23 protein-coding genes, 1 tRNA gene and 1 pseudogene are annotated in these 20,571 nt (G+C 55.9%); 13 read left to right on the forward strand and 12 right to left on the reverse strand.

Annotation, left to right across the window (positions count from 1 at the left end):
• Window positions 1-1,021 precede the first annotated feature (1,021 nt).
• Window positions 1,022-2,548 carry a TIR domain-containing protein gene (locus FF098_RS17080; protein WP_155142864.1) on the reverse strand — a complete coding sequence of 509 codons (1,527 nt, stop codon included), beginning with the start codon at window positions 2,546-2,548 and terminating at the stop codon, window positions 1,022-1,024.
• A gap of 67 nt (window positions 2,549-2,615) precedes the next feature.
• Entirely contained in the window at window positions 2,616-3,245 is a 630-nt protein-coding gene (locus FF098_RS17085; RefSeq protein WP_155142866.1) for a hypothetical protein, read from the reverse strand.
• 223 nt (window positions 3,246-3,468) lie between these two features.
• Here FF098_RS17085 and FF098_RS17090 point away from each other — a divergent pair, with 223 nt between their 5' ends.
• Window positions 3,469-3,936, forward strand: coding sequence for a hypothetical protein (locus FF098_RS17090; protein ID WP_155142867.1), 468 nt, complete (start codon window positions 3,469-3,471; stop codon window positions 3,934-3,936).
• 38 nt (window positions 3,937-3,974) lie between these two features.
• Here the strand turns inward: FF098_RS17090 and FF098_RS17095 are convergent, their stop codons facing one another.
• From FF098_RS17095 to FF098_RS17110, 4 genes are all read right to left on the reverse strand, one after another.
• Window positions 3,975-4,307: a hypothetical protein gene (locus tag FF098_RS17095; RefSeq protein ID WP_155142869.1), complete on the reverse strand. Its 333-nt coding sequence runs from the start codon at window positions 4,305-4,307 to the stop codon at window positions 3,975-3,977.
• Window positions 4,307-4,672, reverse strand: coding sequence for a DUF3768 domain-containing protein (locus FF098_RS17100; protein ID WP_155142871.1), 366 nt, complete (start codon window positions 4,670-4,672; stop codon window positions 4,307-4,309). The genes FF098_RS17095 and FF098_RS17100 overlap by 1 nt, the downstream gene beginning before the upstream one ends.
• The gene (locus FF098_RS17105) at window positions 4,669-4,917 is read right to left on the reverse strand and encodes a hypothetical protein (RefSeq protein WP_155142873.1); all 249 of its coding nucleotides are present in this window, start codon (window positions 4,915-4,917) and stop codon (window positions 4,669-4,671) included. Before FF098_RS17105 ends, FF098_RS17100 begins: the two co-directional genes overlap by 4 nt.
• A 258-nt stretch (window positions 4,918-5,175) precedes the next feature.
• On the reverse strand, window positions 5,176-5,766 hold the full coding sequence (locus FF098_RS17110) for a recombinase family protein (RefSeq protein WP_155142875.1): 591 nt from the start codon (window positions 5,764-5,766) through the stop codon (window positions 5,176-5,178).
• Window positions 5,767-6,075: 309 nt separating this feature from the next.
• Between FF098_RS17110 and FF098_RS17115 the strand changes: the two genes are divergently transcribed.
• Window positions 6,076-6,603, forward strand: a complete 528-nt coding sequence (locus FF098_RS17115; RefSeq protein ID WP_155142877.1) for a hypothetical protein — start codon at window positions 6,076-6,078, stop codon at window positions 6,601-6,603.
• Here the strand turns inward: FF098_RS17115 and FF098_RS17120 are convergent.
• Entirely contained in the window at window positions 6,600-7,238 is a 639-nt protein-coding gene (locus FF098_RS17120) for a hypothetical protein (protein ID WP_155142879.1), read from the reverse strand. The genes FF098_RS17115 and FF098_RS17120 overlap by 4 nt on opposite strands.
• 142 nt (window positions 7,239-7,380) lie before the next feature.
• Window positions 7,381-8,079, reverse strand: a complete 699-nt coding sequence (locus tag FF098_RS17125; protein ID WP_166426614.1) for a hypothetical protein — start codon at window positions 8,077-8,079, stop codon at window positions 7,381-7,383.
• 168 nt (window positions 8,080-8,247) lie between these two features.
• Between FF098_RS17125 and FF098_RS17130 the strand changes: the two genes are divergently transcribed.
• The 7 genes and pseudogenes from FF098_RS17130 to FF098_RS18075 all read left to right on the forward strand — a co-directional run.
• Entirely contained in the window at window positions 8,248-8,538 is a 291-nt protein-coding gene (locus tag FF098_RS17130) for a hypothetical protein (RefSeq protein ID WP_155142881.1), read from the forward strand.
• 29 nt (window positions 8,539-8,567) lie between these two features.
• Window positions 8,568-8,696: a hypothetical protein gene (locus FF098_RS17890; protein WP_268235299.1), complete on the forward strand. Its 129-nt coding sequence runs from the start codon at window positions 8,568-8,570 to the stop codon at window positions 8,694-8,696.
• Window positions 8,697-8,766: 70 nt separating this feature from the next.
• Window positions 8,767-10,383: a type IV secretory system conjugative DNA transfer family protein gene (locus FF098_RS17135; protein WP_155142882.1), complete on the forward strand. Its 1,617-nt coding sequence runs from the start codon at window positions 8,767-8,769 to the stop codon at window positions 10,381-10,383.
• A 13-nt stretch (window positions 10,384-10,396) separates the two neighbouring features.
• Complete coding sequence (locus FF098_RS17140) at window positions 10,397-10,678, forward strand: hypothetical protein (protein WP_155142884.1); 282 nt, start codon at window positions 10,397-10,399, stop codon at window positions 10,676-10,678.
• Window positions 10,675-10,962 carry a hypothetical protein gene (locus FF098_RS17145; protein WP_155142886.1) on the forward strand — a complete coding sequence of 96 codons (288 nt, stop codon included), beginning with the start codon at window positions 10,675-10,677 and terminating at the stop codon, window positions 10,960-10,962. The genes FF098_RS17140 and FF098_RS17145 overlap by 4 nt, the downstream gene beginning before the upstream one ends.
• Before the next feature lie 51 nt (window positions 10,963-11,013).
• Window positions 11,014-11,445, forward strand: coding sequence for a hypothetical protein (locus tag FF098_RS17150; protein WP_155142888.1), 432 nt, complete (start codon window positions 11,014-11,016; stop codon window positions 11,443-11,445).
• Window positions 11,445-12,479, forward strand: a pseudogene (locus tag FF098_RS18075) (recombinase family protein); the annotation flags it as partial. The gene FF098_RS17150 and the pseudogene FF098_RS18075, both read left to right, overlap by 1 nt.
• Before the next feature lie 493 nt (window positions 12,480-12,972).
• On the opposite strand, the gene FF098_RS17160 reads toward FF098_RS18075, so the two are convergent.
• Window positions 12,973-13,058, reverse strand: a tRNA-Leu gene (locus tag FF098_RS17160).
• Window positions 13,059-13,223: 165 nt separating this feature from the next.
• On the opposite strand from FF098_RS17160, the gene FF098_RS17165 reads away from it, so the two are divergent.
• On the forward strand, window positions 13,224-13,664 hold the full coding sequence (locus tag FF098_RS17165) for an acyl-CoA thioesterase (RefSeq protein ID WP_188544174.1): 441 nt from the start codon (window positions 13,224-13,226) through the stop codon (window positions 13,662-13,664).
• A gap of 76 nt (window positions 13,665-13,740) precedes the next feature.
• On the opposite strand, the gene FF098_RS17170 is transcribed toward FF098_RS17165, so the two are convergent.
• Window positions 13,741-14,178 (reverse strand): hypothetical protein, encoded by a 438-nt coding sequence (locus tag FF098_RS17170; RefSeq protein WP_155142891.1) that lies wholly within the window; start codon window positions 14,176-14,178, stop codon window positions 13,741-13,743.
• 195 nt (window positions 14,179-14,373) lie between these two features.
• Here FF098_RS17170 and FF098_RS17175 point away from each other — a divergent pair, with 195 nt between their 5' ends.
• The gene (locus tag FF098_RS17175; protein ID WP_155142893.1) at window positions 14,374-14,976 is read left to right on the forward strand and encodes a hypothetical protein; all 603 of its coding nucleotides are present in this window, start codon (window positions 14,374-14,376) and stop codon (window positions 14,974-14,976) included.
• Here FF098_RS17175 and FF098_RS17180 read toward each other — a convergent pair.
• Entirely contained in the window at window positions 14,973-15,227 is a 255-nt protein-coding gene (locus FF098_RS17180) for a hypothetical protein (protein ID WP_155142895.1), read from the reverse strand. The two genes, FF098_RS17175 and FF098_RS17180, sit on opposite strands and share 4 nt — an antisense overlap.
• 88 nt (window positions 15,228-15,315) lie before the next feature.
• Complete coding sequence (locus FF098_RS17185) at window positions 15,316-17,100, reverse strand: acyl-CoA dehydrogenase C-terminal domain-containing protein (protein WP_155142897.1); 1,785 nt, start codon at window positions 17,098-17,100, stop codon at window positions 15,316-15,318.
• Window positions 17,101-17,381: 281 nt separating this feature from the next.
• On the opposite strand from FF098_RS17185, the gene FF098_RS17190 reads away from it, so the two are divergent.
• Window positions 17,382-19,949: an SEL1-like repeat protein gene (locus tag FF098_RS17190; protein ID WP_155142901.1), complete on the forward strand. Its 2,568-nt coding sequence runs from the start codon at window positions 17,382-17,384 to the stop codon at window positions 19,947-19,949.
• A gap of 93 nt (window positions 19,950-20,042) precedes the next feature.
• Window positions 20,043-20,570 carry a DUF3429 domain-containing protein gene (locus FF098_RS17195; protein ID WP_155142903.1) on the forward strand — a complete coding sequence of 176 codons (528 nt, stop codon included), beginning with the start codon at window positions 20,043-20,045 and terminating at the stop codon, window positions 20,568-20,570.
• The last annotated feature ends 1 nt before the right edge of the window (window position 20,571 follow it).

The raw sequence follows: 20,571 nt of genomic DNA on the forward strand, positions 1-20,571 counted from the left end.
CATAAGGGTGCCTCCTGTTGCGTTGACCTTGCGCTCACATCGTCGCGCGATGTGCGGAGGCCATCCACCCCATCAGGTTTGGCCCATGTTTCTAAAGAGCACGGGCAGGCTCTTTGGTCGTGATCCAACGGCGAATGCGTTGGTCATGGGGGTATCGGGGGTAGCAGGAACGCTCCCCTGATTGGCGGGTGTCGGGGGCCATTACCCTGACGAGTGATCCATCGACGATACGATGGCATGGCGGCGAAAAGGCTCAATGCCTGACAGTTGCCATTCGCCGGGGGGTGCAACGGGGGCCAGCATGGCCCCCTTCCGAGGCGCGCCAGCGCCGAAGCAAGCGGTGCGCTACGCGCACACAGCTTGCAGTCATCCTGAATTCTCTCTCGATGGCTCAAGTGAAGCGTAACTGACGCAATAGGGAAGTGTCAGTTCGAGGCACCAACTGCCCCCCTTCCCCGATCTGCAGCAACTCGAAGAAATTAGACAATTCCCCCAAATGGACCGAGGCGGCATTCTATTGATAGGGCGAAAGGACCTCGCTGCGCCTGCCTATGAAAACGGAAATTGATCTTTCTCCAGAACTTTTGACATGGCTATTCTCTCCGGAATGGCCAGACAAATTTCAGGATCAAAGTGTTTCTGAGAAAGTCCGCTTACTGCTCTTACTTCTTGCATCCGGCGAAGCACCATTTGTTACGGAGGACATGCCCACGTATGCCACCGAACTGCGCAAGGCATAGCCATATTTCAATAAGAGAGTGCGAGCCCGAGGCGCAGCCGAGAGCGAGCGCAACAATGCCCCCTTCCGCTTAAGCAAAATTTGCAGGCGAAGTCCCTGGGCGCAGACCAGTGACGAGCCCGCGTGAACTCGGCGCAGGACGTAGGCGAAGCACGAAGCCGGAGAGACGGGTGAGCTAAGCGAGGTCGTCTTCTTCGGCGACCGGCGAGCCGTAAAGCGGACTAGCCGGGTGGCTGCGTGTGCCGCATATCGATCATCAGATCTTTCGGCAGAAAAGAGCCTTCAAAGCGCCTCTTCGCCAGCCGGGATTTCAGGTGAAGATTCCGCGAACATTTGACGCCACCCCGAATCTCCTGGGTTATAGAGAGAATACTCGATTGCTCTCTGGAAATACTGAAAGGCAGACCTTTCCTTACTTTTTCGAATTACGATCTCCGGACGTTCTGCCGAGCCCCTTAGTAACAGTCTGGGAGAAAGTATGGCCACGCCCCGTTCAGAATTTCGATCAATGAACTTTATCGAAAACGGAAGGAAATACGCTCCCCAGATAGATAACCGGCCGAGGCCACTATCGGTGCTCATTTCCTGCCAGCGATCGGACCATTTCTCAAGCAAATTCCAGCAGTTTTTTGCTTGTTCCTTAAATCCAGGCGACTCCATATACAAGGACCAAACATCTGACGCAGACGGACAATTATTTTTATTCACTTTAGGTGGAATTGCAGATTCGTGCATCCCAATAATCGTGACATTGACGTTTCGAGCTAGGGCATCTTCAAACAGAGGCCAGAAGCGCTCGTCACCTCCCTTGTCAGCATTGGTCATAAACCAGTGATTTTGAGCTACCAAAACCAAATCCTGTTGAGCAACTTTTATGCACTCTTCCAGATCGTATGGGGAGGTCTCTTGTGCGGGAAATAGCAAGGGTCGTCCATAACCTACCCACCGACTCGTTTCATCCGTCACATAAGTGCGTGAGTGAGCAGTAGTAATGTCCGAAATCTCTGAGAATAGTTTCTCAAATTCCTTTGCCGTAACGCTCTCCTCCTTTCCCCCTAAGACATCAGAAATCCAAGTTCTAAGTTCCGTTTCTTGAAACTTTTTATACTGAAATTGTTCCATCGTTGTTGGCAGCAACTTTTCGGAGCAGTTAAAGAGAAGAATAGTTATCTGGGGGTCATAATGCGAAAGAGCTGCAAACTCGTAATCTATGTACTCGCTATCGATGGAATCTTGTGTGTAAATCACAAGGCCATGCGCAGATTGGAGCAATCCATCTTCAAGCTTTTGACGCCATACGCCGCTACCGATACTTTCGGAGGATAGGAAAGTCTCAACTCCGCCAATACTATCGAGGAACCTCTTGACCGCGCTAGCAATCTCGCCTCCATACTCGCCGGACCAAGACAGAAACGCATCATAAGAAATCTGTCGACCAGTTTCAATTTCGTCTTCAAACCCACGGTTTTCTAAGAAGACCTTTATCTCACCACAACGGCGAGCCAAAAACCAATCTATGATGCCATACGTAAAGGCTTTGCCACGCCCCTCGGGCACACGGTCAAGCTTTCTCATAAAATCTTGACGTTGAGAGTTAAGTTTCGATTCCTTTCCGAAGCCTTCAGTCTTCAACGGCGCGTTGCGTTTGTTGAGATAAGGGGATAATTCCTTAATTAGCGAGATATAGAAACGATTTTGCGGGTCCGTATTCTGCTCTCGCACAAGATCACGAAAGTCATGAAGGCCACTTTTTCCCTTTGCATTCTTGGTCTCAAATAGAAAATCATAGATTTCTTTTGAACTGCTCATTGCATTCTCCCTCGAAAGTTCTGGACTTGAGGTAGATTGAAGCAGTAATCCCAATAGGTCTAGTTACTCACGGATTAAGGTTTGGCAAGTTATTGTCTGGCGGGTCATACTTTTTTCCGTTCGACCAGTACTCTTGCTTTACGACTTTTCCAGTTGAGGGGTCACGTTCTATTATAGCGGGGCCGTCCGCTCTATGACATTTACCGTCAAGATACCACTCTTCTTTTTTAATTATCTTGGAATTTGGATCAGTATCGATGATCGCGGGACCATCTGCTCTTGAGTATCTACCGTCCTGAATAAATTCCTCATGATCGACGAATCCCTCTGCGTTGCGCTCTATAATAGCCGGTCCTTCGTCTCGATGATGTTCACCTTCGAAGTAGTAGCGCTCTTCAAAAATGACCCCACTTTCACAATCTTGAATTATCATTGCCGGTCCTCCGACCCGATGCAGCTGACCATTGAAATACCATTGCTCGGTACGCTGATCGCCATCGGAATGGAGAACAGCGGGACCGGAGGTCCTGTGTAGACGACCGCGCGAGTAGTACTCTTCGATAACTGTGTTCCCTGAATTTTTCTCAGTCACCGTTACGGCTGGCCCATTGTGGCGATCAAGTTCTTTTGCGAGATTGCGCCATTCTTCGCGCAGGTATTTTGTTCCCAATCGCCCCTTGTCGTCAAAAATATTCACCGCGTAACGCCACATACTCGTCATTATACAGAATATAGAAATTTCATTCAACAAAAAGCGCGCTAAGTGCGTTCCGGAGGTTTTGTGGAGGTTTTGGAGGGAAGTCCGCGTAGTCACAGCTTCTCTTGTTCCGTCCATACATGAAGTGCGCCTCGAGGATCGCAAGGGATGCGTTCTCGAGAAACTAACGGCCCGGGTCGTTCTCAAACCTTGGAGAACGACGATGTCATTGGGATTAGATGTATTTACGGCAGTTTCTGACGAAGCTCAGCCCGCAAAAATCGCCGCATTACTGAACACGGCAAGCATGTTGGTAGTCCCGCCGGACTTTATCCTGCTTTCTCCACGCTACAAGCATGAGGTGGCGAAAATCTTGAAAGAAACTAAGGAGTCTTTGAAAGGTACAGAGTACGCGTCAGAGCGCGAAGGTACAGCCGATTTCATATGCGCTTTGCTGAGCGCTCCCGCTTTTCCTCGCATTCAATACGTGTCTGGCAAAGGGTACCACATCTATCCGGACATGCTTTATGACGTCCTTCCGGAAGATATGTCGCTCTCGTGGTTCAGCGAACTTCTAAGCTATGCGGATGAAATGCCTAAGCGCAAATCCAGCGTCAAAATCCTTCCGCGGATGCGCCTCATGAGCGTGGTACTGGCCTTGTACGGTCGCCCTGTGCCGTTGCGGTATTAAACGTAGGCGGCGACGCCCAATAAGAGCGTCGCCGCACATCATAGTAGTGACATCTGCGTGTCATTTGGATCACTAATCCGATAAACCTGCCTCGTCATCGCGATAGTTGCTTTCCCCTGCCAGATTGGTTTCATGGAGACATGGTTATGGACCTCATGGGATACCCAGAGCTTCAGGCCTGCGCCCTGACGGGTGATGGAAAATTCATTTGGTCCGCCTGAACCGCTGAAGATGCCAAAGCAGGATTTTAACGCCTCGGCTATCTGCTCATCCGTCATACCGGCGGCAATCTCACCCGCATAGCGTCTCGCAAAATCGCGGGTGGCGGCCCGGAAGGCCGCCACTTTCTCAGATGGTGTCAGGGAGGACATCAGTATTCCTCCGCCAGCATGATGGTGAGAACCCGGTAGGACTTCGCCGGGTCAGCCGGGTCTTCTGCTCCGGCGCTGAAACTGTCATCGGTGTAGTAGTCGATCTTGAAGAAAACCCTCTCGCCCGTCGCCAGAATGATGCTGCCAAAGTCATGCTCACCATAGGGATCATTATCCTCGGTGAAGGCAGAGAAGCTGCGGACGCGCATCCAGACATCGACGATCTGTTCGGCCTCCAGGGCCATGATCCCGTGCGTCATCAGGATGGTGCCAAGCTGTGGCTCGTTTGCGCCGAGGAACACTGGCACCCCGACGCGGGCGCGAAGCTGATCGTTCAGCTTCGCTATGGTCTCGCGGCGGCTCATACGTCCAGCTCCGTATTGGCCGGACGATCGTCCTCGTTCACGGGGAGTAACAGGAGCACTCCATCCCGAAGGTCCGGAATCATGCGAAATTTTGCGACTAATCCGCGCTCAGCCTGTGCTCTTTGCCAGCACGACCCGAGTTCGATTGGGTAGCCTAGTTTTCGCTGTCCGTTGTTGTCGACACCATCATAGGGCGCAAAGCCGATGCGATAGACGGGTTTGGATTTTGGTTGTGTATCAGTCATGGTCTTAACCTTTCTTGTTCCGAACGGGGAAGTCCGTCCGTGAAAGGCGACAGGCCGGGCGCGATCCGGCGACGATCATGGGCAACACGGGCCTACGCCTTGCAAAGCAAAAAGGGGGCTTCAGCCCGCAAGGCGTTTGGCTGGTGCGGGCAGCCCATTGATCGCCCGTCAGGGTTTATCGGCGGGCAGCCAGGCAGGCTTTCAGATTGGACGGATATTCCCGAAACCGGCGGAACAGGTGAAGGCCAAGGCCCCTGATCACAGATCCAGACGATCCATAGCCCGCGAGAGCGAGGAGCGGCTGACTTTGTAAAACCGCGCCACTTCGGACAGCTTCTCGCCCCTGATCGAAATACGATGGTGTGCGTGCAGCGCCAGCGCAGGCGATACGACAGGCTTGCGCCCGATACGCTTTCCCTTGCGGCGGGCAGCATCAATGCCCTGCGTGGTCCGCTCAATGATGAAATCACGCTCGATCTCGGCAATAACGGAGAAGAGATAGAAGACGAGACGGCCACTATGCGATGAGGTGTTGATCCCCTCGCTCGCGGAATAAAGGTGGATGCCATCCTCGCCGAACTTGGCCAGCAAATCCGCCAGATGCAGTACGGAACGCCCCAGCCGGTCGAGCTTGAACACGATCAGCATGTCACCCTCGCGTAGTTCGGCCAGCGCCGCATCGAGGCCCGGACGCTTGGTCTTCGCGCCTGAGACGCCATGATCGCGGAAGATTTTCTCGCAGCCAAGCTGCTCTAACGCATTGATTTGCATATCGATCTTCTGCGAGGGCAGAGAAACCCGGGCATAGCCGAGCCTGCGCCCCGTGAAGTCCAGGTCCAGCCAGGTCATAACGCTTTCTCCTGCAACGGAAAAAACCGTCCGAAACCGAACGATTTCGGACGGGCGCCATATTTTGATCTCCGGGAAAATGCGCAAACGCTAAAATGCTGTAATTCCAATATAACCTCTCTTCAGATTTTTTCCATATCAAAGTTTTTCGGAACTGTCCGAATACGTTCCTTTTTGAACATGGCAGACCCAGCCCTCCCCGTCCCGGCAAAAGGCCGCTCCGCGCCGATTTATCCCCAGAGAACTCGCGCGGGAAGCGACGCAACTCAACCTCACCCGGAGGCCTCAGTCCATTTTCTTGACTTTGCCATGAAAAAAGAGCATATTATGCTCCGTATACGCACCAATATGGAGGGTGCAGGAATGAAACAGGCCTTTAGAAAATCACTGGCACCTTTTGCCGCCGTCGCTTTCACAGCGTTTGCGCCGCTGGCCGGTAATGCGCTGGCGGGAGAACCGGCAGAGCTCTCCAGAGAAGCGAGAGAGTATATGTCAGCGACAAAGCGAGCTGATGACTTTTCAAAAACACCTTACGGGTTTGGTATGGTCATTACCGGATATGTGGATGATGGCAATGGAAACAGAATTTCCGGTGAGCAGATCAAGGCGGATTTTGAACAGGCTCTCGTTGATAAATATCGTCTTTCGAGGCAAAACATTCTAATTGTGACGGCTAAGCCGGACCGCCGCGGAGCAAGCTGCGTTGTTTATATTGGAGGAACACCGATGGAAACTGGCGGGATTGATAAATGCGCCAGAAACATGAAAAATCTGGTCCGGCAATATCGTGAGCATTACGGTCTTGATAGTTACGCGATGAATAACCAGCCGAATTAAATCATCCCTGCACTGTAGGTATTCGACGCCTGATTATCTCGCTTGTTTGCAGCCTCTCCAGCTTCTACTTTCAATTCATTATCCGCAGAAGTTTCGTTGCCCATTTCGAGTAAGGCATCGTGGTTTTTCGATTTGAGCGCCTCAAGCTTTTCCGGGCCTTCGGGCAGTTCCGAGATTTCCTTCTCTATTTCTTTCGCGCGCTTCTCAACTGCTGACAGCTGACGTTCGTTGTCTTCGATCATCTCGGCATTGGATTGATCGGTATCGACGCCGATCAGGGCGGCTAATCGCATGTGCTCGCCATTGTCGCGGTCGAACTTTCCGTCCGCCAAGAGCTTGCGCAGTTTCAGACCGGCTTCCTGCTGCTCGCGCAGCATCTCATATTCTTCCATCAGTGCCGCGAGCTGCTCTTCCTGCTGCTGGCGCAATTCCTCAATGGCGAGCTGCAGGGATATATCCCCGTCCTTTTCTTTCTTCGCCGTATCTGTCTGGGTGTCATAGACCTCGGCGGCCATGTTCGCCGTCAGGAGTGATTTTGATGTGCTGTGGCCGCTACGCGCCGCCAGGACAAGCCCTTCATTGAACTTGTCGAACGCTTCCTGATTCACGCTTTTGGCAAAGTCTTCCGCCAACATCCACACTCCCCCGCCATATCCCCATACGGCGCATGTTTATTGTTCTTTATACTGATTATAAGGAGGTATGCTTAATAAAATGCTAACAATATGTAAAAGTCGTTAACTCGATCTTAACTTTCGATAAAATTTGTTTCGAATTTTATGGAGTTGAATCGGGCAGCGCGCGATAGGTGGCGAGGACGTATTCAAGCCGTTCCGGTGCTTCGTGCCGGATGATATCGCTCAGCCACTGGCGGATGCGGGCGGGCTTCACCTCGTGAGGCAGCTCCGGGTATTGCGCGAACAGCGCTTCGGGTTGCTGGCCAGTCCGGGCGATCTGGGTTTGCAGGTCTTGCAGATAGTCCTTCGAGATGCGGACCTTGCCGCTCGCGATGCTGCGCAGCTTTGCCAGTTCCTTTTCGCCCTTGCTGGCAAGATCGGATAGTGCGTGACGCAGGCGTTCATACTCTGCCTCCGGCATGGTTTTGCGGGAACCGGTGAAATATTTATAGAGCGTGATCGGCTTGCTCTCGATCTCGGGATAAAGGTCGCAGAGCGTTTCCGGTGCGATGTTCAGCCGCTCGAAATCCGTGCAAAGCTCCCGTCCTTCGGGACTGTCCATGCGTATAATGCCCCGGCGGCGCAGGTGGCGCGTATCAGTGCCCGCTCCATCGGGCAGCGAGGCATAGAGCGCAACATAGAACGCATACACATCGGCGCGTATCGTTTTGTAGTCGCCAAACAGCGAGCGCTCGACATTGCCCACGGTGAGGTTTTCGGGCCGGTTCTTCACCCCGCGCACAACGGCTTTCAGCCCAAGTCCCGTCCGTGTGATCTCCGCCTCGATATGCTCCCGCATATCATCCGTTACCGTCGTATAATTATATCTGCTTCGAATCTTCCCAGCCATTGCAGCAAAATTTTATCACGAAACTTCGCTCGCATAAAAATTCTTGTTTAATTCCCCCGGGAACGAATTCCGCCTGATCTATAACGCCTCCATCGGCAAACGAAATGGAGGCTCGATATGTACAAAAAGTCCGGGGACGGTGATCTCAGCGGCTTCTCTCGCACCCAGCGCTGGCTGGCAAATGCGGGGTCGGTCGTTTCGACATTCTTCATCACACCCCTTGTGTTCGGCTGGTCGATCGATTTCGTCATCGACTACGCAGAAGCTCAGTACTTCAACGGCATTGACTGGCTCGTCACCCTTGTCTGGGGTTTCATCCTGACCGTGACGATTTTCTTTCTGAGCCGTGCAGTCCTGGCCGTTCTCATCGAACTGAGCCGCATGCTTACCCACAAGCGGTTCTTTTAATCCCACAACAACCTGGAAGGAGGTCTCCAATGGGTAACCTTAGACATAAACGAACGACGGTCTCAAGTCAGTTCGAAGAAGAACCAGACGGCGGAGGTTTTTGGGGCTGGCTGCTGCTCGGCGTCATTATCCTCGTCATCCTGATCGCCGCTTCGTAACTGAAAGGAGGTCCGGCTATGGGCGGGAGCATTGCTCCCGCCCTTTTTTTGCGTGCAATACGGAGGATTTATGACGCACGGGCTTTTTGATCCCGAAGATCAGCGCTTCGGGTCCGCCCGCTTCGCGGGGCACGATGAAATCGCTCGGGCGGGTCTGATCCGTAATGACGGCATTCCAATCGGGTTTCATGAAAACAGGGCCCTGAAATTAAGTGGGGACGCACCGCTTCTCACAGTGGCCGGTTCGGGGTCCGGTAAACTCCGTGATAATCTGGCCTATGTCGTATGCAGCGGCTCAAACACGCCGATGATGTGGCTCGATCCGCGCGGCGAACTCGCGGCGATTTCGCTATGGATGCTGTCCGCGCACGGGATCTACGGCTTTACCTGGAACCCGACCGCGATGGCGGGCCTGCCGCAGCACTCATGTAATCCTCTGGACATCTTACGCCTCAACAGCCCGACATTCGAAGCCAATTGCAAATTCATTGCCGAGGGGCTTATCCCGCTATCAGGATCAGGCAATGGGAAATATTTCGAACTGCGGGCGCGGGACTGGGCTGAAAACATAACAAAGGCCCGCGTTGAACAGAACGGAAGCACCAGCCTTCCCGACCTGTACCGGACGATCAACATCATCGAATCCGATCCTGAAGCCTGGGCCGCTCAGCTGGAGTTCATGCTCTCATCGCGGTTTGAATCCGTTGCGCGGTGCGCCGCCGAGATGCTGACAAAGCAGCAGGAGGCACCGAAGGAATTCGGATCGATCCTTGGCGAGATTTATGCCTACACGTCCTTCTTGAACGATGCCGCCTTGCGGGAGTCCCTTGAAGGCGGAGATTTCTCTCTTGCCGATCTTGTCGATAACCCGCGCACCGTGCGAATTTACCTGAACGTCCCGGCAGACTACCTTTCCATGTGGTCTCCGGTCCTGCGCATTTTCTTCACCGTGGCAATGCTCTATAAGACCCGCTCGCCGCAAGCTCCGCGAATTTTACTGGGGGTTGATGAGGCCGGTCAGCTTGGTCGCTTCGAGGCGCTCAAGCGGGCATTCACCTTCGGGCGCGGCGCAGGCATTCGGACAATAGCCCTGTTCCAGGATATTGGCCAAATCAAGGACAACTTCGGTGCCGCAGGTGTGCAGGGTTTTATCGGCTCGTCCCAGTGCCGCCAGTTCTTCGGCGTACGGGATTACGAGACGGCGCAGCTGATATCCAACATGCTTGGCAACCAGACTCTGACTTATGATGACAGGTTGCGGCAGGAACAGGCCGAACGCCAGCGCTGGGCGGCGGCGCAACATATCATTTCAGGCGGCGATCCCCTTACCGCTGCCTATGATCTTCACCACTTTGAACAAGAAAGCCAGCATCGCACCAAGCAGCAGCGCCCCTTGCTGAGCCCGGATGAAATCCTGAGCCTGCCGGAAGATAGGCAGCTTCTTTTTGTCTCGGGCAAGAACCTGAAGCCGATCCTGGCTGAAAAGTATCCATATTTTTACCGGCGCGAGATGGCTGGGAAATACTTTCCAAACCCAAACCATCCGCCAATCGATTCAATTCTGATTCAAGGCCGCTTCCGGCGTCATCGCATACCCGTTCACAAGGGACCGGTGCCAGAAAACTATCGGCATTTCCCCCAGTACAAGGATGGTTACGGGCTATGGCTAGAGGGTTATCCACTCTAACGAAAGGAACTCTATGACCAAGGATCAAGGCCAGCATAATGCAGGCGAAGCCACGAAAGATACTGATATCAACAAAAAACAACCCAAAGAGGTTCTGCATGCAGATGATCGCGGGAAAACGACATACTACAACAAGGTAGGTGTCGCTTTCGACAAAAAGGATGGTAATGGGCTAGTCGCGCGGACGGTGTTTGGTACTCTTATCATTCGATCACCAGAAGAACGCCTCGAACAGCAAAAATCCGGCAGCGGCGTGCGTGAAACTGCTGACAAAGAACGCGAGGCCGGTGAATGAAAAACAGCTTCACCCAAGCCTCAAGAGGTCCGAAGCCCGATATTAAAACCAAAGCCGAGCTTCTTCATCACATCGCAAACCGCAAGAGGCCCATGCCGGAGCGCACCCTGACGCCCATGGGGCCGCAAAAGCTTGTCGCTCACCGGCAAGCATACCTGAGCACTGAAAAGCGCATCGCTCAATTAAAAGAGGGGCTAAATGGCGCTCAGGGAAAGCTGGAGAAGGGTCTTGCGCATACGAGGCTTCACGGAAAGGCGAGAATGGATTTCGGGCACTCAAGATAAAGCTGGACAAATCCGGAATTATTTGTTTGTATAAGGAATACTTTCCTATTATTGCGTCTGGATTCAGGCCTAAAGCTCGACAAAGCCCCGCCAATTCCCCCGGCGGGGCTTTTTTCATGCGGTAATATCCGGCGCATTTATCTTCAAGCCAAAACGGAGAACAAGCTATTGAAACCAACGCCCCCGCCATCCATTCAATTCAACTATGAAACCTACGCCCATCACCTCGCCGGACTTGACCTGACAGAAGATCAGGGACGGCAACTTCTGGACAGCCTCTTTACCATCATGGAGCAGTTCGTCGATATGGGTTTCGGCGTCCACCCGATCCAGGTCGGACAATTCGAAAGCGCCTGTGGAAAAGATCGTAAAATCGACTCTGACAGCCGTTTTTCAGGCCATTCCGTGCTATTATCAGATGACATGATCACTGCCTTGGATACGGCTAATGTTCAATCAGAGAATGATACGGGGGCAGAGTAATGCGCAAGAAATATGAAGGCTCGACAAGATCAGAAATCACCAAGGCATTGGTTTATTGCAGGGTTTCGACGGTCAAACAAACGGTCGTGGGAACGGGGCTGCAGACACAAGAACAACGCTGCCGCGCATACTGCCGCGATAAAGGATATGAAGTCGAGGCAGTGTTTCCCGATGATGCGTCTGGCGGCGGCGACTTTATGGCCCGTCCTGGCATGGTGGCGCTTCTGTCTTTTCTCGATGCCAATCCGCACACTAATTATGTAGTCGTGTTCGATGATCTGAAAAGATTCGCGAGGGATACGATCTTCCACTTCAATTTGCGACAAGCGCTCGCGATGCGTAAAGCAACCGTCGAGTGCTTGAATTTCCGCTTTGATGACACTCCAGAAGGTGAGTTTGTCGAGACAGTATTTGCCGCTCAAGGTCAGCTTGAGCGTAAGCAGAATGCCCGGCAAACGCTCCAGAAGATGAAAGCGAGAACGGCGGCAGGATATTACTGCCGAAACAAAGTCTGGGGCTACCGCTACAAGAAAATTCCCGGCAACGGAAAAATGCTTGTCCCGGACGGGGCCAGAGCAACGGTCATCCGGGAAGCCATTGAAGGATTTGCGTCCGGTCGGTTTGAAACCCCCGCTGAGGTCGCCAGATTTCTGAAAGCGCAACCATGCATGCCAAGTGGAATTACGCGCCAGAGAGCTACGGACGTGCTCAGGCGATCACTTTATGCAGGGTACATCACGCTGCCCTCCTGGGGCTTTCATATGCACCCGGCAAAGCATAAACCGCTGATCAGCCTCGCCACATGGCAGAAGGTGCAGGATAAGCTGGATGGCAAGAAGAAGCGCCCGGCGCGTAGCGACATCAATGAGCTCTTTCCGCTGCGGAATTTCGTGGCCTGCGAGTGCTGCGGGCGGGCGATGACCGGCGGCCAGTCGAAAGGCCGGAACAGGAAATACGCCTACTATGTGTGCCAAACCAAAGGCTGCGACTACCGCAATAAGTCTATCCGCACGGAAGTCGTGGAAAGTGCTTTTTCAAGCCTTATCCGGACAATTCGGCCCGCCCCTGAATTGATCAATGCAGCGAAGGATATGTTCGCTCGCATCTGGGATAACCGCGCGGCAATGGCTGAGCATCGCCAAGCCGAGATGAACGCGGCGCTAGCCGATCTGGAAGCCGAGAAGAGCAAAATGATAAAGCGGCTGGTAGCGACCAACAACGCCAGCGTTATCGCTGCTTATGAGGAGGAGATTGAGAAAATGGACCGTAAGAAAAGCGTCCTGACAGCACGGCAGTCAGCAAGACTTGAACCGCAAAATCCGTTTGATGAGAGCTTCAAAATGGCCATGAATTTCCTCTCAAACGCTTGGATTCTCTGGGAAAAAGGTGACTTCATGCAGAAGCGTTTTTTGCTCCGCCTCGTGGTGCCCGAACCTATTCGCTTCTGCAGGGAAAAAGGGTTCTTGAACCCGGATTTAGCCTTGCCTTTCAAGACTTTGCAGGCGCTCAATATTCAAAACGAAAATATGGTGCGGACGGCGGGACTTGAACCCGCATGCTCGAAGAGCGACAGATTTTAAGTCTGTTGTGTATACCAATTCCACCACGTCCGCGTCTTGGCACCATATCAGGCCAGGTCCGTTATAGACCGGTTTTCAGCAGCGGATGCAAGACCAACTCACCGGCAGGGGCAAGCGACTGCGGCCGGGCCTTGATGCCGGTAGAGAGCAGCCCGATACTGGCTCATGTCAGCCACATGCACACCAAGGACTGATCCGATGAGCCGGCCTGAAGCGCGCCTGCGCGATGCATACCCCCTGTTCCGCCCGATCCAGACCCGCTGGATGGACAATGACGTCTACGGTCACGTCAACAACGTCGTCTACTATTCATGGTTCGACACGGCGGTTAATGGCTGGCTGATCGAGGCTGCCGGGCTGGATATCCATGAGGGCAACGTCATCGGCCTTGTCATCGAGACACAGTGCAATTATTTCGCGCCGCTGGCCTTCCCGGACCGGATCGAGGCGGGCATCGCTACAGCCCATATCGGCCGGTCCTCCGTGCGCTACCAGATCGGCCTGTTCGCCGAGGGTGCGGACAAGCCTGCCGCGCAGGGCCATTTCGTTCATGTCTATGTCGACAGGGATGGCAGACGGCCCGTCGCCGCCTTGCCCGAAAAGATGCGCGCCGCACTGGAGATGATACAGCGCCCATAAAAAACCCTCCGCGATCAGGCGAAGGGTTTGTTTCTTGAAAATGTCGATCAGCCTTGCCGCGCCGGAATTGGCTCGATCAGGCCCCGTCAGGCGGCGGCAGGTCACGTGGGCTCGGGCGGTTCCCGTTGCCGCTGCTGGTCGCCTTGACGATAAGCCAGACGATCAGGGCAATGAACAGGAACGGGCTGGCGACCACCAGAATCGCGACGAATATACCGAAAAACGCGCCGAGTATGCCGATCATCGCGCCGATCAGCCCCATCAACACACCGAAGATGGTGGCGACAATAGCGACCAGTACGGCCACAATCGTGGCGAGCACACCGACAATAACGGCGATGATAGCCTCGAACGGGTTCAGGTCATGCAGCGTCTGGCCGTCAACGGTGACGATCCCGCCTCCGAAATGATGCAGGGACAGGCCGCTGACCGCGAACAGACCAGCGACGACGAGAAGGACGATCAGCCAGGTATGGGTGCGGTTGGAGCGACGCTCCGGATTCATGTCAGTCATAATTCATGGTTCCCTTTCAGGAACGCCCTCATGACTATCATTTATTGTTTTTCGATAAAAAGTCAAGGGCGCGAGGTAAACTGACAGCCATTATCTTTGCGTGGTCCAGCAAACCAGTGACCGCTCGTAACCGCTTCATCACCCGGCCTTGCGCCGGAGAGCCGCTACAGACCATCCTCTCTACAGGATATTGTCATGACCGATCACGAAATCAAACCTGCCCTGTTGCGCCGTCCGGTTACCTGGCGCGTCGATAATGCCTGCCTCCACCGGCAGGATCGCGCGCGTGAGCCGATCACCCTGCCCTTTGACCGGATCACCAGCCTGCGCATGACGCGCACCGTGTTCCGCGGCCAGCGGCTGGAAAGGTTCGAACTCACAGGCCCGTGGGGCAGCGAAATCATCAGCGTCAATACAACTGATGTCGTTGCAGCATCGAACGAGCAGCTTGCCGCCTTTCACCGCCTGCTGATCGATACCCTGCCCCGGATATCCGAGGTGCGCCCCGACCTGGCCGTTATCCTTGCCGAGCGAAAAGGACCGAAATGGGCGCTGTTCTCCATCGGCGTCATCGCCGTCGTGGCAGCGAGCCTGATGCTTGTCATCGCCATGCTGACGGCACAGGACCGGCTGTGGGCCGCCGCCGTGCCGCTCGGTACGCTGTTCCTGTTTGGCCTGATGATCAGCCTGAATGTGCGGCCGTGGCAGGACCCGCCATCGGTGACGCCGGACGACCTTGCCGCCGAACTACGGCAGGGCCTGGAAAAAAAGGCGGAAGCATCGAAGACAAAGACCTAGCCGGCAGGCTTCTCCGCATCATCCTCCGCCTGCGGTGTATTCGGCGGTTGCTGACCGGGTTCCTGGGCTTCGGATCTGTTCCGGCGTCGTGCCTCATCTGTCTCCCGCGCGAGGCGGATATAGTCGATCTTAGCCGCACGCCGGTCCATCCGGTTCTGCATCTTCTTTTTCGACGACCCGCCAAGCCCCAGAAAGACGTGGGCGTAAACCACACCGAACATCACGACGAAAGCAAGACCAAGCCAGATCACGGGAACGCACTCCATCAAAAAAGCCCTGTGCAGGATTGCTGCACAGGGCTTCGTTATTACGCGATCGTCGCGGAAGTGAAAAGCCCGTTCAGAAGGCCTCGGCATCCAGCGCCATCATCGTCTCAGCGCCGGTCTTCAGCTTGGCGAGGTGGGCGGATGTTTCCGGCAGGATGCGCTCGACGAAATATTTGCCGGTGATGAGCTTGCCCTTGTAATAGGGGTCGTCATCGCCCTGCTTCTCGATCGCGACCCTGGCCATCTGTGCCCAGACGAAGGCGAGCGCCGTCAGGCCGAACAGGTTGAGATAGTCATGGCTGGCGGCCCCGGCATTATCCGGGTTCGCCATGGCGTTCATGCCCAGCCATTGGGTCGCTTCCAGCAATTCGCCCTTGGCTTTCTTCAGGCCCTCGATGAACGGCTTCAGCTCTGCATTGCCCTCATTGTCAGAGCAGAACTCATCGATCTCGGCAAAATAAGCCTGCCAGTAGCGGCCACCATCGGCCATCAGCTTGCGCCCGACGAGGTCAAGCGCCTGGATGCCGTTCGTGCCTTCATAGATCATGGAGATGCGCGCATCGCGATAGAATTGCGACATGCCCCATTCCTCGACAAAGCCGGACCCGCCGAAGACCTGCATCGCGTCCTGACAGCCCTGCACGCCCTTCTGTGTCAGATATGCCTTGATGACCGGCGTCAGCAGCGCCATGTAATCATTGGCCTTCTGCTTTTCGGTTTCGTCCTGCGACTTGTGCGACAGGTCCTCCTGCAGCGCCGCCCAGTATGTCAGCGCCCGGCCACCCTCGGTGAACGCTTTCGTATCCATCAGCATACGGCGCACATCAGGGTGAACGATGATCGGGTCGGCCGGCTTGTCCGGGAACTTCGTCCCGGTGATGGAGCGCGACTGCAGGCGGTCCTTCGCGAACTCCAGCGCATTCTGATAGGCAACTTCAGACGCGGCATAGCCCTGCATGCCGACGCCGAGACGGGCCTCGTTCATCATGATGAACATGGCGCGCATGCCCTTGTGCTCCTCGCCGATGAGGTAACCCGTCGCCTCGTCATAGTTCATGACGCAGGTTGCATTACCGTGAATGCCCATCTTCTCTTCAAGGCCACCGCAGGAAACGGCGTTGCGTTCACCCGGCTCGCCATTTTCGTCGAGGATGAATTTCGGCACGATGAACAGCGAGATGCCCTTGATGCCTTCCGGCGCGCCTTCGATCCGCGCCAGCACCAGGTGGATGATATTATCCGACATGTCGTGTTCGCCGGCGGAGATCCAGATCTTCTGGCCGCTGATCTTGAAGGTACCGTCTTCCTGCGGCACGGCCTTGGAGCGGATGAGGCCCAGATCGGTGCCGCATTGCGGCTCGGTCAGGTTCATCGTACCGGTCCATTCGCCAGTCGTCATCTTGGGCAGGTAGGTCTGCTTCTGCTCGTCGGAGCCCACTGCGTGGATCGCGCGCATGGCACCGGCGGACAGGCCCGGATACATGGCGAAGGAATGGTTCGCCGAGGACGTCATCTCGTTGATCGCATAGGCGAGCACCACAGGCAGGCCCTGCCCGCCATATTCCGGGTCCTGCGCGATCGAGCCGAAGCCGTTCTCTCGGAACTGGTCATAGGCTTCCTTGAAGCCTTTCGGTGTCGTCACCGAGCCATCGTCATGGCGCTTGCAGCCTTCAAGGTCGCCGACCCGGTTCAGCGGCGTCAGCACATCGCGGTGCCATTTGCCGCTTTCCTCAAGGAAAGCGTCGATGACATCCGGCGTTGCATCGGCAAAGCCCGGCAGGTTGGAATAGTTCTGCAGGTTCAGCACCTCGTGCAGCAGGAACTGCATGTCACGGATCGGGGCATTATAGGTCGGCATGTGAGTCTCCTCGAATTGATCGAAAGCGGGCGTTCAGCCGCCACGCGTGGTTGAGTAGGACTTTAGCCGTCGTGCCGCTCCGATAAAAGCCGCTCTTGCAGTTGGCACAGGGTCAGATCGTAGCAGATCGAAAGAGGGCTGCAGGTGGCGCATTGAGGGCGTCTGATGTGCATAGATTTTTGCCCTTTTGGTCTTCACCTGCCCGGCGAACCAGCTTAGCGATTGAAAGGTTAACGCGCTGGGGTACCTCCCGGAATAGATGTAAAAACAGGGCGGACGCCATGAAACCGAATACGCCGTGGAGTATCAAGGGGATAGACCCGGACGCACGTGATGCTGCAAAAAAAGCTGCGCGCGCCGCAGGCATGACCCTTGGCGAATGGCTGAACCACCAGATCATGGAAAGCAGCCAGGGCGCCTCCGAAGACGATGAACCGGCACCCGCCCGTGCGCAGGCGACATCGATGACGGCAAGCCCGATCACGCTGGACCATCTGCGTGAGCTGGTCGCTTCCCTCAACCGCCTGAACGACAAGCTGCAGCGCAATGAGAAGAACAATCGCGAGGAGATCGCCGGGCTAAACCAGGGCCTGACCTCGGCGCTGGAGCGTATCCATTCCATGGAAGCTGCTCGCGCCAGCAATTCCACCGACGCGCTGATCGCCCGCATCGAGCGGATCGAGGCAGGCGGCGTCAACCGCCAGTCCATCGACGGGCTGAAGGCACTGGAAAAGGCGCTGAGCCGCACGCTCACCCAGTTCGAGTCGATCCGCGAAGAGACCATCGGCCGGGTCGAGGCGAACGAGACCGCGATCGAGGGGCTGATGTCCCGGGTCGAAACGATCGATGCGCAATTCTCCGAAGCCATCATAGACCTGCGCCAGAACGTCGATGCCGTGACGATCCAGATCGGCGCGACGGAGAAATCCGTCAGCGCGCTGATGCAGGAGGCGCGCGAGGCCTCGAGCTCCAATGACGAGGCCTTTATCGAGCGCACCTCGAAGAAAATGCGGATTCTTGGTAACGAGATCAAACGCACCAGCGACCGCATCCAGGCGCTCGATTCCAAGATCCTGAAACTGGCCGGCCGCATCGATGCTTCCGAACAGCGCTCGGCTGAAGGCATCAGCGAGATTTCCCGCACCGTGTCCGAACTGTCGAGCGAACTGACGGCCTTTGATCGTGATCAGGGCAGCACGGTTACCGAGGCTCGCAAGGTGATCGAGAGCGCCTCCAGCGCCGCTGATGATCGCCTGGCCACGCTGAAAAAATCCTTCGACACGATGTTGTTGCGCATCGAAGGCATTGCCGATGGCGAACGCGCCGCGCGCGAAAACCAGCAACCGCGTTCAGAAGCACCTCGACAAACTCTGGCGACCACACCGGCACCGTCGGTATCGGAGCCGGTCACGCCGGAGCCTGCCCCGTCAGATGATGACGAGTTCGACAGCATGGCCGCCGAGCAGGCCGCCCTGAACGAACGGGAAGAGCTCCTCGCTGATGAACCAGCCGAAGACGATCTGCCGCCGCCTGTGGCCGACCTTCAGGAAGAGGTCGAGCTACCGGAAATCGATGAGGAGCTTCCGCCTGAAGTCGTCACGACCCCACAGGTGACGCCGGAAAAGCAGGACCCATTGCGCAGCGCCATGAAAGGCGCTGACGATGCCGCGCCTAATGAAGAGGATTTCGACGCCATCTTCGGTGAACCGGTCGCACGCGATCCATCCGACTGGGATGATGACGACACGCCGGAGCTGGATGTCACGCCCCAGCGACCTGAGGAAACAAGTCAGACCGCTGATGTGAAACGTCCGGCAGCCTCCCGCCCCGAGGAGACGCTGACACCGAAACAGAAAGTCATCCTCGCCGCCCGCGCCCGTCGCAAGCGGCTGGAAGAGCAGTCCCGCCCGGTCCCGGAGCAGAAAGCCACCACACCTCAATCTGCACCAAAAGCCGCAAGGATGATGGCAGAACGCGAGGAGCCGAAGACTGAAAGCAACAGCCTGATCGCTGGCATCACCGCGCGCCTGCGTGGCAATGGCGACAAGGAAGACGCCCGCGAGACACAGGCCGAGAAGCTGCGCCGCAAATACAGCACCAATGGCGACGCCAAGGGCGGCCTGCCGATGATCCCGCTGATCCTCGCCGGTGTCTTGGCTGTCTGTCTGCTCGGCTGGTTCCTGCTGAGAGATACGCTGCCGCAGAACGTGTCTGCCATCGACAGGCCGCTGCAGCCCCAGCAGCAGGCCCCGGCCCAACCGGTCGCGACCCCGTCAGAAAACTACGACCGCGCCGAAGCTGCTTTCAGCGCCGGCCGCACGCCAGAAGGTGTCACCCTGCTGCGGCAGTCCGCACAGGCAGGCTATCCCCCGGCCCAGTTCCAGCTTGCCGAGCTGACCCGCAATGGCGAGCTTGGCGTCACCGCAAACCCGGTCATGGCCCGCCAGCTCTATAGCGATGCCGCAGAGGCTGGCAACGTGCCCGCCATGCACAAGCTCGGCTCGCTCTATGCGTCGGGCGAAGGTGGCGAAAAGAACGACTTCACCGCCCTGACCTGGTTCGAACAGGCTGCTCAATATGGCTATGTGGATTCCATGTACAATCTCGGCCTGCTCTACGATCCGGAGGTCAGCCTTGAGGTCGACGACCAGGTCCTCGATAGTGCAGCCCAGGCCTATTACTGGTATTCCCTCGCCGACATGCTCGGCGATCCGGATGCCGGCGAGCTTGCTACCGAGACCGGTGCCGGCCTGTCGGAAGCAGACCGAGCCCAGCAGGACCAGCGCATCGCCGCTTGGTCGCCGCAACAACCGATCCAGTCCGCCAACCGCGAATTCACCGGTCGCTGATCGAACGCGCTTGGGAAACCGATTCCCGGCGCTGTGCAGATCCGCCTCACTGCCCTATATTGTCTTCGGGAGAAGCAATAGAGCGGGGATCTGATGGAACGGCCCTTTTTCAAGACCAGTGAGGAACTGCTTGTCGAGCGGGCCACTCTGCTCGGCTATTGCGGCCTCATGCCATTCGTCATCACTGCGTTTGTCTTGTGGACATCTCCCCATGTCATCCCCTTCGGCTTCGCCGGTCAGGTGATGCAATGGGAGCTGTATTACGCAGCGATCATCCTGTCCTTCATGGGGGGTGTCCGCTGGGGCCTTGCCATGATGGAGCCGACGATCCACACGATCAGCGAGTTCACCATCACCCGGCTGACCGGCTCGGTCGCCCCGGCCCTGATTGGCTGGATCGCCCTCGTCCCGGACTGGTTCATCCCCTTCGGCGATCCGGGCTATGCCCTGCGCCACGTGATCATCCTGTTCGCGTTCGTATACCTGCTGGTCTCTGACCTGCAAGCGGTGCGCGATGGCGCCGCACCGCTCTGGTACGCGCCGCTGCGGCGCAAGCTCACCTTCTTCCTGGGCCTGCTGCTGGCGCTGATCATCCTGCGGCTGATCATGTGGGGCTGGTAGG

The sequence above is a fragment of the Aquisalinus luteolus genome, from assembly GCF_009712425.2.
GTDB classification, from domain to species: Bacteria; Pseudomonadota; Alphaproteobacteria; order Caulobacterales; family Parvularculaceae; genus Aquisalinus; species Aquisalinus luteolus.

Excerpts from the sequence above, each read along its gene's own strand:
- FF098_RS17080 (WP_155142864.1), bottom strand. The coding sequence starts at position 2,548 with ATGAGCAGTTCAAAAGAAATCTATGATTTTCTATTTGAGACCAAGAAT.
- FF098_RS17090 (WP_155142867.1), top strand. The coding sequence starts at position 3,469 with ATGTCATTGGGATTAGATGTATTTACGGCAGTTTCTGACGAAGCTCAG.
- FF098_RS17095 (WP_155142869.1), bottom strand. The coding sequence starts at position 4,307 with ATGTCCTCCCTGACACCATCTGAGAAAGTGGCGGCCTTCCGGGCCGCC.
- FF098_RS17100 (WP_155142871.1), bottom strand. The coding sequence starts at position 4,672 with ATGAGCCGCCGCGAGACCATAGCGAAGCTGAACGATCAGCTTCGCGCC.
- FF098_RS17105 (WP_155142873.1), bottom strand. The coding sequence starts at position 4,917 with ATGACTGATACACAACCAAAATCCAAACCCGTCTATCGCATCGGCTTT.
- FF098_RS17110 (WP_155142875.1), bottom strand. The coding sequence starts at position 5,766 with ATGACCTGGCTGGACCTGGACTTCACGGGGCGCAGGCTCGGCTATGCC.
- FF098_RS17115 (WP_155142877.1), top strand. The coding sequence starts at position 6,076 with ATGAAAAAAGAGCATATTATGCTCCGTATACGCACCAATATGGAGGGT.
- FF098_RS17120 (WP_155142879.1), bottom strand. The coding sequence starts at position 7,238 with ATGTTGGCGGAAGACTTTGCCAAAAGCGTGAATCAGGAAGCGTTCGAC.
- FF098_RS17125 (WP_166426614.1), bottom strand. The coding sequence starts at position 8,079 with ATGCGGGAGCATATCGAGGCGGAGATCACACGGACGGGACTTGGGCTG.
- FF098_RS17130 (WP_155142881.1), top strand. The coding sequence starts at position 8,248 with ATGTACAAAAAGTCCGGGGACGGTGATCTCAGCGGCTTCTCTCGCACC.
- FF098_RS17890 (WP_268235299.1), top strand. The coding sequence starts at position 8,568 with ATGGGTAACCTTAGACATAAACGAACGACGGTCTCAAGTCAGTTCGAA.
- FF098_RS17135 (WP_155142882.1), top strand. The coding sequence starts at position 8,767 with ATGACGCACGGGCTTTTTGATCCCGAAGATCAGCGCTTCGGGTCCGCC.
- FF098_RS17140 (WP_155142884.1), top strand. The coding sequence starts at position 10,397 with ATGACCAAGGATCAAGGCCAGCATAATGCAGGCGAAGCCACGAAAGAT.
- FF098_RS17145 (WP_155142886.1), top strand. The coding sequence starts at position 10,675 with ATGAAAAACAGCTTCACCCAAGCCTCAAGAGGTCCGAAGCCCGATATT.
- FF098_RS17165 (WP_188544174.1), top strand. The coding sequence starts at position 13,224 with ATGAGCCGGCCTGAAGCGCGCCTGCGCGATGCATACCCCCTGTTCCGC.
- FF098_RS17170 (WP_155142891.1), bottom strand. The coding sequence starts at position 14,178 with ATGACTGACATGAATCCGGAGCGTCGCTCCAACCGCACCCATACCTGG.
- FF098_RS17175 (WP_155142893.1), top strand. The coding sequence starts at position 14,374 with ATGACCGATCACGAAATCAAACCTGCCCTGTTGCGCCGTCCGGTTACC.
- FF098_RS17185 (WP_155142897.1), bottom strand. The coding sequence starts at position 17,100 with ATGCCGACCTATAATGCCCCGATCCGTGACATGCAGTTCCTGCTGCAC.
- FF098_RS17190 (WP_155142901.1), top strand. The coding sequence starts at position 17,382 with ATGAAACCGAATACGCCGTGGAGTATCAAGGGGATAGACCCGGACGCA.
- FF098_RS17195 (WP_155142903.1), top strand. The coding sequence starts at position 20,043 with ATGGAACGGCCCTTTTTCAAGACCAGTGAGGAACTGCTTGTCGAGCGG.